Origin of the sequence: Pseudomonas sp. 22490 (assembly GCF_052044465.1) — a bacterium.
Taxonomy (GTDB): Bacteria; Pseudomonadota; Gammaproteobacteria; order Pseudomonadales; family Pseudomonadaceae; genus Pseudomonas; species Pseudomonas aeruginosa.
This window is the reverse complement of record NZ_JBQENS010000052.1, coordinates 1-11,540: the sequence shown is the minus strand read 5'-3', so window position 1 is coordinate 11,540 and position 11,540 is coordinate 1. Positions and strand designations below refer to the sequence as shown.

At 66.3% G+C, this 11,540-nt stretch carries 10 protein-coding genes and 1 pseudogene; 6 read left to right on the top strand and 5 right to left on the bottom strand.

Annotated elements, in window-relative coordinates; translation table 11 throughout:
• Window positions 1-124 precede the first annotated feature (124 nt).
• Window positions 125-934, bottom strand: coding sequence for a class I SAM-dependent methyltransferase (locus tag ACTJJX_RS33040; RefSeq protein WP_003088221.1), 810 nt, complete (start codon window positions 932-934; stop codon window positions 125-127).
• Between the two features lie 167 nt (window positions 935-1,101).
• On the opposite strand from ACTJJX_RS33040, the gene ACTJJX_RS33035 reads away from it, so the two are divergent.
• Entirely contained in the window at window positions 1,102-3,063 is a 1,962-nt protein-coding gene (locus tag ACTJJX_RS33035; protein WP_016851722.1) for a TonB-dependent receptor domain-containing protein, read from the top strand.
• A pseudogene (gene cobN, locus ACTJJX_RS33030) lies at window positions 3,063-5,285 on the top strand (cobaltochelatase subunit CobN); the annotation flags it as partial. The gene ACTJJX_RS33035 and the pseudogene cobN, both read left to right, overlap by 1 nt.
• Before the next feature lie 40 nt (window positions 5,286-5,325).
• On the opposite strand, the gene ACTJJX_RS33025 reads toward cobN, so the two are convergent.
• A complete protein-coding gene (locus ACTJJX_RS33025; protein WP_003150544.1) occupies window positions 5,326-6,255 on the bottom strand; it encodes a recombinase family protein in 930 nt (309 codons plus the stop codon).
• A 201-nt stretch (window positions 6,256-6,456) separates the two neighbouring features.
• Between ACTJJX_RS33025 and ACTJJX_RS33020 the strand changes: the two genes are divergently transcribed.
• Genes ACTJJX_RS33020 through ACTJJX_RS33010 form a run of 3 tightly spaced genes read left to right on the top strand, consistent with a single transcriptional unit; the run spans window position 6,457 to window position 10,103 of the window.
• Complete coding sequence (locus ACTJJX_RS33020) at window positions 6,457-6,696, top strand: ribbon-helix-helix domain-containing protein (RefSeq protein ID WP_003089107.1); 240 nt, start codon at window positions 6,457-6,459, stop codon at window positions 6,694-6,696.
• Window positions 6,696-7,106 carry a putative toxin-antitoxin system toxin component, PIN family gene (locus ACTJJX_RS33015; protein ID WP_003150546.1) on the top strand — a complete coding sequence of 137 codons (411 nt, stop codon included), beginning with the start codon at window positions 6,696-6,698 and terminating at the stop codon, window positions 7,104-7,106. Before ACTJJX_RS33020 ends, ACTJJX_RS33015 begins: the two co-directional genes overlap by 1 nt.
• Before the next feature lie 3 nt (window positions 7,107-7,109).
• A complete protein-coding gene (locus ACTJJX_RS33010; RefSeq protein ID WP_003299771.1) occupies window positions 7,110-10,103 on the top strand; it encodes a Tn3 family transposase in 2,994 nt (997 codons plus the stop codon).
• A 12-nt stretch (window positions 10,104-10,115) separates the two neighbouring features.
• Here ACTJJX_RS33010 and ACTJJX_RS33005 read toward each other — a convergent pair whose 3' ends face one another.
• Genes ACTJJX_RS33005 through ACTJJX_RS32995 form a run of 3 tightly spaced genes read right to left on the bottom strand, consistent with a single transcriptional unit; the run spans window position 10,116 to window position 10,974 of the window.
• Entirely contained in the window at window positions 10,116-10,328 is a 213-nt protein-coding gene (locus tag ACTJJX_RS33005) for a GDCCVxC domain-containing (seleno)protein (protein ID WP_003089113.1), read from the bottom strand.
• 7 nt (window positions 10,329-10,335) lie between these two features.
• Window positions 10,336-10,611 (bottom strand): mercury resistance system periplasmic binding protein MerP, encoded by a 276-nt coding sequence (gene merP / locus ACTJJX_RS33000; protein ID WP_003150552.1) that lies wholly within the window; start codon window positions 10,609-10,611, stop codon window positions 10,336-10,338.
• A gap of 12 nt (window positions 10,612-10,623) precedes the next feature.
• Window positions 10,624-10,974 (bottom strand): mercuric transporter MerT family protein, encoded by a 351-nt coding sequence (locus ACTJJX_RS32995; protein WP_003089115.1) that lies wholly within the window; start codon window positions 10,972-10,974, stop codon window positions 10,624-10,626.
• Between the two features lie 74 nt (window positions 10,975-11,048).
• Between ACTJJX_RS32995 and merR the strand changes: the two genes are divergently transcribed.
• Entirely contained in the window at window positions 11,049-11,447 is a 399-nt protein-coding gene (gene merR / locus ACTJJX_RS32990) for an Hg(II)-responsive transcriptional regulator (protein WP_003089120.1), read from the top strand.
• Window positions 11,448-11,540: the final 93 nt, after the last annotated feature.

Sequence of the window (11,540 nt, the reverse complement as noted above, 5' to 3'; positions counted from 1 at the left end):
TTGCAAAACAACAATATGTTGTGGATTCTGGCGAGCGATGCCGAGCCGGCGTTGATCTGCGTCAACGTCCGGCGGATTGGCCGGGTTCCATTGGAGGTATTCCCCGTGCCCGGGTGACGGCGTATCAGGCCTGGGCGAGGCGGGCGAAGACCACGTAGTTGTCCAACTGCTGCCAGACCGTGGCGGCCTCGGCGAAACCCGCCTGGCGCAGGGCGGCGAGATGGAAATCGAGCGAGCAGTCTTCGTCTTCGCTGGCGCGCCTGAGCGGGCGCCGCGCGAAATGGGCGTCGCGCTGCGCCTTCAGCGGGGCCAGCCGGGGGATCTGCGCGGCGCGTTGCCACCAGTCTTCCCAACTGTCCGCGCCGCTGGCCACGGACGCCTGGAGGACCCGCTCGCGGTGCTTCCGGGACAATTCCGCGAGTCCCGGCCAGCGTCGGTCGTAGCGCATGTGGTCGGCGTTCAGCAGCACGCCGCCGGGGGCGAGCAGCTCGCCGGCCTGGGCGTAGAACCCGGCGAGTTCGGCGGGCGACAGCCAGTGCAACGCGGTGGAAGAGAGCAGCGCCGCGGGCCGTTCGCCGGCGAGGGACTCGCGCGCTTCGGCGACCCGTTCGGTCCAGCCTGGATCGGTGAGGTCGCACTCCACCACGCGGACCCGCTCGGCGAAACCGGCCAGCGCCGTACGCGCGATCTCCAGCAGCATGACGTCGGCGTCCAGCGCCACCACCCGCGCCGCCGGGAAGCGTTCGAGCAGGCGCCGGCCGAGGGAGCCCGGGCCGCAGGCGGCGTCGATGGCGGTGAAGCGCCCGTCGCGGCCGAAGAGGTCTTCGAGCAACTGGAACATCGCCTCGTAGCGCTCCTCGCGCTGGCGGATGTAGCCCTCCTGCTGGCGGTCCCAGCGTTCGAGGAGCGCCATGATCTGCTCGGTTGCGGTCATCTTTCCTCCTGGGGGGCATGCCCGGTTGAGAGTGGGGTCCTGTGCTTCGAGGGATACGGCGAGCGAGACGTTCCCTCGCCTCGATGAAGAAGAAACGGCGGGCATTCTTCATTCGAAGAAATGTTATGTTATAACTTATAAATATTCATAATTCATACCTGCCGACCATGACCCCCCATTCCTCCCCGCACCGTCTTCCTCCGCTGCGGCTGGCCCGCGCCGTGCCGTTCCTCTACCTGCTTCCCTGCCTGGCGCTGGCCGCGCCGGTCGACCTGGAGCCGACCGTGGTCAGCGCCACCACTACCGAGCGCAAGCTGCGCGACGCCCCGGCCAGCGTTTCGCTGATCGCCGCCGAGGACCTGCGGCGGCGCCCGGTGCGCGACCTGCAGGAAGCCCTGCGCGGTTCGGAAAGCCTGCAGTTCAACGGCGTCGGCATGTCCCGGCGGGGCATCAGCGTTCGCGGCATGTCCAGCGAGCACACCCTGGTGCTGGTGGACGGCCAGCGGATCTCCACCTCGTCCGGGGCCATCGCCCATTCCGACTTCGACCTCGGCTGGGTGCCGGTGGAGAGCATCGAGCGTATCGAGGTGGTACGCGGACCGATGTCCTCGCTCTACGGTTCGGAAGCCCTCGGCGGGGTGGTGAACGTGATCACCCGGCGCGCCACCGATACCTGGACGGGCAGCGGTCTGCTCGATGGCGGCGTGCGCGAGGACGGCCTCGGCGGGCAGAGCCACCAGCTCGGCGCCTATCTCGCCGGGCCGCTGGTGCCCGGCAAGCTGGGCCTCGCCCTGAACGGCGAGAGCCGCCGCCAGCAGGAAACCCCGGACGCCGATGAGCGCCGACTCTCCGAGCTGGAAGGCGGCAACGCCGACAGCGGTGGGCTGAACCTCAGCTGGACCCCGGACGACGCCCAGCGCATCGACCTCGGCCACCAGCGCGGGCGCGAACGACGCTGGCGCAACAGCGAGACCGGAGGGTCGCGCTCGCGCTACTACGAGTCGCGCGACGTGATCGAACGCGAGCGCTGGTCGCTCGCCCACAATGGCCAGTGGGACTGGGGCAGCAGCCAGCTGCGCACCTACCGCAACCGCCTGGAGCGGCACAACGCGCGTTCCGACGGACAACCGCCGAGCAACCCGCAGCGCCTTACCGACAGCGTGGTCGACGGCCACCTCAGCGTGCCGGCCTTCGAGCGACATCTCTTCACCCTCGGCGGCGAATGGCGCAAGGAAGAACTGGAGGATCGCTCGGTGAATACCGCCGGCGACGCCAGCGCGCGACACAAGGCGCTGTTCCTGCAGGACGAGATCGCCTTCGGCCCGGACTGGTCGCTGACCCTCGGCAGCCGCTTCGACAAGCACGAGGCGTTCGGCTGGGAAAGCAGTCCGCGCCTGTACCTGCTGCACCACCTTTCCGATGCGCTGACCCTGCGCGCCGGCGTCGGCCGCGGCTACAAGGCGCCGAGCCTGAAGCAGCTATCGCCGGAGTATGCGGCGGTCGGTGGCGGCGGGCGCTTCACCATCTACGGCAATCCCGACCTGAAGCCGGAGACCAATACGTCCTACGAACTGGGCGCCGACTACCAGGGCGATGGCTGGTCGCTGAAGGGCACGGTGTTCGAGAACGATGTCCGCGACCTGATCCAGACCGTCTGCGTAGCGCGCTGCGGGGTGCGCGGCGGCGAGGTGCGCAACTACGAGAACGTCGACAGGGCACGGATCCGCGGCCTCGAGCTGGGCGGCGGCGTGGACCTGCCGGCGGACCTGCGCTGGGAACTCAACTACACCTACCTCGACGCGCGCAACCGCACCGCCGGCCAGCGCCTCGGCGACCGCTCCCGGCACCTCGCCAACAGCCAATTGCGCTGGAGCCCCAATGCCCGCTTCAGCGCCCAGTTGCGCACCGAATACGTCGGCAGCCAGGTGGCCTACAGCAGCAACGTCGGCTATGCCCTGCCGGCCTACAGCCTGTGGCACCTGGAGCTGAGCCAGAAACTCAACGAGAACCTGACGCTGCGCGGCGGCATCGAGAACCTCGGCGACCAGCGCCTGGCCGACGACGACACGCACTTCACCTACGCCGAACCTGGGCGCACCTTCCATCTCGGCCTGGTGGCGAGCTTCTGATGCGCCGTTCGCTACTCTTCTGCGGCGCGCTGCTGGCCAGTCTCTGTGCCTGGGCGGAGTCGGCCCAGGTGCGTCTGCTCAGCAGCGATTTCGTCCTCCCGGGCAAGCACCAGCGCCTAGCCGGTTGGGCGCGCGAGGCCGGTGTCGAGTTGCGCGGCCTGCGCCTCGGCATCGGCGAGGCGCCGCCCGGCGAGTGGCTGGACGGCGGCAACCTGCTGATCCTCGACACGCCGCGGCCGACCGATCGCGCCCAGGTCGAGGAGGCGCTGGGCGAGCGCTTGCAAGGCGGGACGCAACCCTGGATCCGCGTCGGCGGCGGTCCGCCGGGTTTCGGCAACCTGCCGGCGGCGCTGGGCGGGCGCCTGGTCGGCTACTACGCGAACGGCGGCGAAGCCAACCTGCGCCGGCTGTTCGAGGCGGTCCGACGCTGGCATGCCGGCCTGCCCGTCGACGCGTTGCCGGCGCCGCAGCCCCTGGCGCAGGCCGGCTTCTATCATCCCGACGCACCGGCGCCGTTCGCCGGCCTCGCCGACTACCTGGCCTGGGGCGCCTCGCGCTGGGCCAGCGATGCCCCGCGCATCGCCTTCCTGATCCCGCGCGGCGCCATCGCCGACGCCCAGACCGGCGCCATCGACGAACTGTTGCGGCGTAGCGAGCGGCACGGCCAGGCGCCGCTGGCGGTGTGGTTCGACGACAGCGATCCGGAGGCGTTGAGGAAGTCCTTCGCTGGCGCCGATGTCCAGGCGCTGGTCAACCTGCAGCACCTGCAGAACGGCCCGGCGCGCCGTGCCGAGTTCCTCGCGCTGGACGTGCCGGTATTGCAGACCCTCGGCTACCGCGACGGCAACGAGGCCGACTGGCTGGCCGCCGCCAGCGGGGTGGCGTCGCGTACCGCGGCGGCCTTCCTCGGCATGCCGGAAACCTGGGGAATGAGCGATCCGCTGGTGATCAGCGCCCTGGAGAACGGCGAGCCGAAGCTGATGGCCGGGCAGGCCGAGGCCCTGCTGGACAAGCTCGACCGGCTGCTGCGCCTGCGTCGCCTGCCGGCGGCGGACAAGCACCTGGCGCTGATGTTCTGGAACCACCCGGAGGGCGAGAAGAACGTCTCCGCCTCGCATCTCAATGTACCGGCCAGCCTGGCCCGTCTCGGCGAAGCGCTGCGGGCGGCCGGCTACCGGGTTGCGACGAGCGACGAAAGCGCGCTGATCGATACCGCCCAGCGCCTGCTCGGCGGCTACTACCGGCCGCAGACCCTGGACGCGCTGTATCGCGACGGCCTCGCCGCGAGCCTGCCGCTGGATGCCTACCTGCACTGGTTCGAGGCGCTGCCGGCGGATCTGCGCGAGGAGATGCGCGCGCGCTGGGGCGACCCGCGTCGACATTGGGCCTTGCGCGATATCGACGGCCAGCGACGCTTCGTGTTCCCGGCGGCGCGCCTGGGTAATCTGCTGCTGTTGCCGCAGCCGCCGCGCGCCGGCCGTCCGGGCGAGGCCTACCACGACAGCGCGGTGCCGCCGGACCATCTCTTCCTGGCGGTCTACCAGTTCGTCCGCGAGGGTTTCGGCGCCGACGCGCTGATCCATTTCGGCACCCATGGCACCCAGGAATGGCTACCCGGCAAGGACCGCGGGCTGGCGGTGGGCGACTACCCGCTGCGGGCGCTCGGCGACCTGCCGGTGTTCTACCCGTACATCCAGGACAACGTTGGCGAGGCGATCCAGGCGCGCCGGCGCGGGCGCGCGGTCACCGTCAGCCACCAGACGCCGTCGTTCGCCCCGGCCGGGCTGTACGACGAACTGCGCGACCTGCACCAGCTGATCCACGAATACCAGCAACTGGACGAGGGCGCGGTGCGCGAACGCAGCGCCGAGCAGATCCGCGCGGCGGTGCGGGCGGCGCACATGAACGACGACCTGGGCTGGAGCGAGGCAGCGATGCGCGAGGATTTCCCGGCGTTCCTCGGCGTGCTCCACGACCACCTGCACCGACTGGCCGGCTCGGCGATGCCGCTGGGGCTGCACACCTTCGGTGTCGCCGCCTCGCCGGAGCTGCGCCTGGGCACCGTCATGCAGCAGCTCGGCGAGCCCTACTACCGCGCGCTCGGTCTCGACCCCGACGAACTGTTCGCCGCCGATTTCAGGGCGCTGCGGGAAGGTCGTGCCTACCGCACACTGCAACGCTACCTGCGCGACGGTGGCGAGATCGCCAAGGTGGCCGATCCGGGGGTTTGGGGAGCAATGGAACCAAAAACCAACGTAAGCCCTACCAACGCTTTTCGGTGTCTTCTTCCCAGGCGCCCATCTCGACAAAACAGTTGCGCATGTCGGCCTCCTGGCTGATCTCGGTCAGCAGGTCATGCACGCTCTTGTCCAGCTCATCGTCGCTCCGATACGGAATGGTCAACTCATAGTGGCCGGCATCCAGCCGCTTCATGCCATAGGGCTCCAGGCAGTAGCGCTCAATGTTCTCCGTGGCCCGCTTCCGGCCGCGCACGAACTTGCTGTTATTCACCACCGCGAGGCGCAGGGTGACGGTGGCCACCCGCTCGGCGGCGGGCGGCTCTGCCGGCGACGCGGCCGAAGGCTGCTGGTCGCGTGACCTGGCGCTCTTCTGGTACGCGCCGATCTCGACACCACGGTGGCGCAGGTAGCTGTACAGCGTGCTCTTGGAGATGTGCAGCTTCTCGCCGATCGCGCTGACGCTCAGGCGACCTTCGCGGTAGAGGGTTTCGGCCGCCATGGCGGTGGCCTCAGCCTTGGCTGGCAGGCCCTTGGGACGGCCACCGATCCGGCCACGCGCCCGTGCGGCCGACAGACCCGCCTGAGTCCGCTCGCGGATCAGCTCGCGCTCGAACTCCGCCAGCGAGGCGAACAGGTTGAACACCAGGCGGCCTTGGGCGTGGGTGGTGTCGATGGGGTCATTCAGGCTCTGTAAGCCGACCTTGCGCTCTGCCAGCTCGCCGACCAACTCGACCAGGTGCTTGAGGGAACGCCCAAGGCGATCCAGCTTCCAGATCACCACGGCATCACCCGGCCGCACGTTGGCCAGCAGTTTGTCCAACTCCGGCCGGGCGCTTTTCGCGCCGCTGGCGATGTCTTGGTAGATGCGTTCGCACCCGGCCTGTTTCAGGGCATCGACTTGTAGGTCGGCTTTCTGATCCCGAGTGCTCACTCGCGCATAACCGATCTTCATCAAAAGTACTGTTTACTCGACTACGTTAGTAATAGTTGAACTTTGATTAAGCGTACCAGTTATTTGAACCGTAGCGCGGGGAGCTTAACGAACCGAGCCATTCCTCGATAGAGTTCGGCAAAACCTTCGTTTTGTCGAACCATTGCATCGCCCTTTGTGATTGGCGTATAAACACACAAACACCTATTAGCGGAGAACGCTATGAATACCATTCGCTGGAATGTCGCCGTCTCGGCCGACACCGACCAGTCGCTTCGGATGTTTCTGGCCAGCCAGGGCGGCGGCCGTAAGGGCGACCTGTCGCGCTTCATCGAAGAAGCGGTACGGGCACACATCCTGGAGCTGAGCGCTGAGCAGGCCAAGGCCGCTAACGCCCATCTGAGTGAGGCAGAATTGACCAACGCGGTTGACGAAGCGCTCGACTGGGCACGTAAGCGCTGATGCGGGTCGTGTTGGATACCAACATCCTGTTCAGCGCCCTGATCTCGCCACATGGCGCGCCCGATGCGATCTACCGTGCCTGGCGGGCGGCGCGTTTCGAGGTGGTGACCTCGCGGATGCAACTCGATGAAATTCGTCGAGCCAGCCGCTATCCCAAGCTTCAGGCCATCCTACAGCCCGCCAAGGTGGGCGCCATGATCAATAACCTGCAACGGGCTGTGGTACTGGAGCGCCTGACCATCGAGGTCGAAGCCGATGATCCGGATGACTCGTTTTTGCTGGCCATGGCCTTGGCGGGCGATGCGGACTACCTGGTAACCGGTGATCGCCGCGCCGGCCTGCTGCAACGCGGGCACATCGAACGCACGCGGATCGTCACGCCCGCCGTGTTCTGCGTCGAGGTGCTGTGATCAATGCCGGTCGGTTTTCTGACTCAAGAGCAACGCGACGGTTTTGGCCGCTATGTTGATTCGCCCAGCCGTGAAGAGCTGGAACGTTACTTCCACCTGAGCGATGAAGACCGTGAAGCCATCCAGGTGCTGCGGGGTAACCATAACCGTCTGGGTTATGCCGTTCTGCTGACCACCGTCCGCTTCGTTGGCGTTCTGCCGGACAAGCCCGCCGCCGTGCCGGTGGAAGTCCTGCAGGTGCTTTGCCGACAACTGGCGATTCCAGACCCCGACTGCCTCCAGCGCTATAGCGATCATCGCCGCTGGATACATGCCACCGATATTCAGAACCGCTTTGGCTATCGTCATTTCACCGATCCGGGCATCGGCTTTCGCTTGAGCCGCTGGCTGTATGCCCTCTGCTGGACGGGCACCGACCGGCCGGGAGTGCTGTTTGAGCGAGCCACCTCGTGGCTGTTCACACAGAAAGTCCTCCTGCCTGGTGTGTCTCAACTAGAGCGCTTTATCGCCCAGTTGCGCAGTCGGGTCGAAGAACGCCTCTGGTTTACGCTGGGCCGCAGCGTGACTGAGGAACAGCGATTGCAACTGCAAGACTTGCTGACGGTGGCCGAAGGCAACCGCAGCTCCCGGCTGGATCAATTGCGCTCCGGCCCGGTCATGGTCAGTGGCCCCGCGTTGATTCGGGCACTGCGCCGGCTCGATGACGTGCGCGGCATCGGCATCACCTTGCCGGCGGCGGCGCACATCCCTCCCAGCCGTATCGCCGCCCTGGCCCGCTTCGCCAACACGGCCAAGGTCACCGCGATTAATCGGCTGCCGGCGTCGCGGCGGATGGCGACACTGGTGGCCTTCGCACTCTGCCTGGAGGCGACTGCGCACGACGACGCACTGGAAGTCCTGGAGGCCTTGCTGCGCGACCTGTTCAGCAACGCGGAGAAGGCCGACAAGAAAGCCCGCATGCGCAGCCTGAAAGACCTGGATCGGTCGGCCGCGACGCTCGCCGCCGCGTGCAAGGTCGTGCTGGACAGCTCGATCAGCGATGACAACGTGCGCGCCCGGCTGTTCAACGACCTGCCGAGGACCACCCTGGAAAAGGCCCTGGAAGAGGTCAACGCGCTGATCCGCCCGGTAGATGACGTCTATTTTCTTGCATTGGAAGCGCGCTACCGCAGCGTGCGCCGCTTCCTGCCCGACCTGCTCAAGCACATCCGCTTCGGCTTCAGCCCGGCCGGCAAGGGCGTGGCGGCTAGTCTGGAGTGGCTGCAACTGAACCTGCCGCGCCGGAAGCCAGAGGATGACGCGCCGCAGGAGATCGTGGCCAAGGCTTGGCAGAAGCACATCACCCGCGAAGATGGCTCCCTCGACATGGGTGCCTATGTGTTCTGCACGCTCGATGCGCTGCGCACGGCCCTGCGCCGCCGCGATGTCTTCGTCTCGCCCAGTTGGCGCTATGCCGACCCGCGCCTTGGCCTGCTCGACGGTGCCGAATGGCTGGCGGCGCGACCGATCATCTGCCGGTCACTGGGCCTGACCATCGACGCCAAAACCACCCTGGACGCCTTGTCCGTCGAGCTGGATGCAACCTGGCTGGCAGTAGCCGCGCGCCTGCCCGACAACCCGGCGATTCAACTGAGCGAGAACACCGAGGGCAAGACCGAACTGTCGCTCGGGGCGCTGGACAAGCTGGACGAGCCCTGCTCGTTGCTGCAACTGCGGGCGGCCGTGTCTGACCTGATGCCGCGTGTCGATCTGCCGGAAATCCTCTTGGAAATCGCCGCCCGCACTGGCTTTTCCGAGGCCTTCACCCATGTCTCCGAACGCAATGCACGCGCCGACAACCTGGTCACCAGCCTCTGCGCGGTGCTGTTGGGCGGGGCCTGCAACACCGGCCTGGAGCCCTTGATCCGCACCGACAACCCGGCGCTGCGCCGTGACCGGCTGTCCTGGGTCAGCCAGAATTATATCCGCGACGACACCCTGTCAGCGGCTAACGCCATCCTGGTCGGAGCGCAAAGCCAACTGGAACTGGCCCAAGTCTGGGGTGGCGGCGAGGTCGCCTCCGCCGATGGCATGCGCTTCGTCGTACCGGTGCGCACCGTGCATGCCGGCCCCAATCCGAAGTATTTCGGCACCGGCCGGGGTGTCACCTGGTACAACCTGATTTCCGACCAATTCTCCGGCCTCAACGCCATCACCGTGCCCGGCACGCTGCGCGACAGCCTGGTGTTGCTGGCGGTCGTGCTGGAACAGCAGACCGAGTTGCAGCCGACGCAAATCATGACCGACACCGGGGCCTACAGCGATGTGGTGTTCGGGCTCTTCCGCCTACTTGGCTACCACTTCAGTCCGCGGCTGGCCGATGTCGGCGGTACCCGCTTCTGGCGCACGCGCCCGGACGCGGACTACGGCAAGCTCAACGGGCTGGCCCGCCAGTCGGTCAAACTCGACCTGATCGCCGAGCACTGGGACGACCTGCTGCGCCTGGCCGGCTCGCTCAAACTCGGCCGGGTGCCGGCGACTGGCATCATGCGCACGCTGCAAACGGGAGATAGACCCACCCGGCTGGCCCAGGCGCTGGCCGAATTCGGGCGGATCGAAAAGACTCTGCACACGTTGACCTATATCGACGACGAGTCCAAGCGCCGCGCCACCCTGACCCAGTTGAACCGAGGCGAAGGCCGGCACAGCCTGGCCCGCGCCGTGTTCCACGGCAAACGCGGCGAGCTCCGCCAGCGCTACCGCGAAGGCCAGGAAGACCAGCTCGGTGCTCTGGGCCTGGTGGTGAACATCATCGTGCTGTGGAACACCCTCTACATGACGGCGGCCGTGGAACGGCTCAAGCAGCACGGCTATCCAGTGCTGGAAGAGGATTTGGCCCGGCTATCGCCGCTGATCTACGAGCACATCAACATGCTCGGGCGGTATTCCTTTGCGGTACCGGAAGAAGTTGCGCGCGGCGAGCTGCGGCCACTGCGTAATCCAGACGACGACCTGTGATCCCCCTAAACGCTATGAGCAACACCCAAGCTGCTGCTGGATCGGCGGGCACTTCACCGAGCCGAACGAACAGAAAACGCAGCAATCCCCTGGGTTGGGGCGCAGCAGCGCCTTGCAGTTGCTGCACTCGTAATAGAACTGGCAGGCGTCCGTGGGCATGGTTTCCGGCTTGGCGAAGCCGCAGCGCGGGCAAGTCAGCACGGACTCAAGGACAATGGCGCTCATCGTGACCTCACTTCTGCACTGTGGAGGGGTATCCCGCGTTCGCGGTCGCCTCAGTCAGTGCCTCGGGCTGGGCCTTATCGGGATCGTAGGTGACGGTCGCCGTCTTCTGGTCGAAATTGACCTGGACGTCACTCACGCCGGACACCTTCTCCAGCGACTTCTTGACCGTGATCGGACAGAGTCCGCACGTCATGTTCTGCACGTCGAGCGTGACGGTTTTCGGGGGAGCCGCCAGCGCCACGAAGGGCAAGGCGAAAAGCACGGCGATCAGCAGTTTGCGCATGGTTAATCTCCTTCAGTAGAACAGCGGGGCGAGCCACGGCACGGCCAATAGGCCGAGCAGCAGCACGCTGACGATCCAGAACACGAGTCGCTGTCGCACGAGCGTGCGCGGATCGGCGCAGGGTGTACCTGGCGTACAAACCTGTGGCACCAGGTAGAGCTTGCGGAATGCCAATCCCAGGAACAGTAGAGTCAACCCGATGAAGAGGGGGCGTAGTGGCTCCATCATGGTCAGAGCGCCCACCCACGTACCGCCGACACCGAGTGCCAACAGCACCAGTGGCCCGACACAGCACACCGACGCACCGATGGCGGTCAGCGAACTCGCGACCAGCGAGCCTTTCCCGGTGAGTTGCATCCCCATTCCCATCTCCTGAGCCTGATTGCCTAGGTGCTATTCTAAACTCCGTACCAAAGTACGGAATCAAGGAGAAAGTGATGGCCACAGAGCTGACCATTGGCAAGCTGGCAGACGCCGCCGGGGTGAACGTCGAGACGATCCGCTACTACCAGCGACGCGGGCTGCTGGATGAACCAGCCAAACCCTTGGGTGGCCATCGGCGCTATCCGGTGGACATGGTGAAGCGACTGCGTTTCATCAAGCGGGCTCAGGCGCTGGGTTTCACGCTCTCGGAAGTCGGTGGACTGCTGACGCTGGATGAGTCGTGCGCCTGTGCCGAAACGCGAGCACGGGCTGCACGCAAGCTCGCGTTGATCGAGCAGAAGATGGCCGACTTGGTCGTCATGCAGCAACTGTTAGGCGAACTGGTGCAGCAATGTGATGCGGGAGACGGCGGAACGATCTGCCCGATCATCGAGGCACTGATCAGAGAGTAATGCCTGGCGGGTGAGCTGGAGATCGGAAAGCCCCTTTACGGTGGGATTCAGAGCTTACGTTGGTTTTTGGTTCCATTGCTCCCCAAACCCCAT

Coding starts and splice junctions, on each gene's coding strand:
- ACTJJX_RS33015 (WP_003150546.1), top strand. CDS start 6,696: ATGCGGGTCGTGTTGGATACCAACATCCTGTTCAGCGCCCTGATCTCG.
- ACTJJX_RS33020 (WP_003089107.1), top strand. CDS start 6,457: ATGAATACCATTCGCTGGAATGTCGCCGTCTCGGCCGACACCGACCAG.
- ACTJJX_RS32995 (WP_003089115.1), bottom strand. CDS start 10,974: ATGGGGATGCAACTCACCGGGAAAGGCTCGCTGGTCGCGAGTTCGCTG.
- ACTJJX_RS33035 (WP_016851722.1), top strand. CDS start 1,102: ATGACCCCCCATTCCTCCCCGCACCGTCTTCCTCCGCTGCGGCTGGCC.
- ACTJJX_RS33010 (WP_003299771.1), top strand. CDS start 7,110: ATGCCGGTCGGTTTTCTGACTCAAGAGCAACGCGACGGTTTTGGCCGC.
- ACTJJX_RS33040 (WP_003088221.1), bottom strand. CDS start 934: ATGACCGCAACCGAGCAGATCATGGCGCTCCTCGAACGCTGGGACCGC.
- merR (WP_003089120.1), top strand. CDS start 11,049: ATGGCCACAGAGCTGACCATTGGCAAGCTGGCAGACGCCGCCGGGGTG.
- ACTJJX_RS33005 (WP_003089113.1), bottom strand. CDS start 10,328: ATGAGCGCCATTGTCCTTGAGTCCGTGCTGACTTGCCCGCGCTGCGGC.
- ACTJJX_RS33025 (WP_003150544.1), bottom strand. CDS start 6,255: ATGAAGATCGGTTATGCGCGAGTGAGCACTCGGGATCAGAAAGCCGAC.
- merP (WP_003150552.1), bottom strand. CDS start 10,611: ATGCGCAAACTGCTGATCGCCGTGCTTTTCGCCTTGCCCTTCGTGGCG.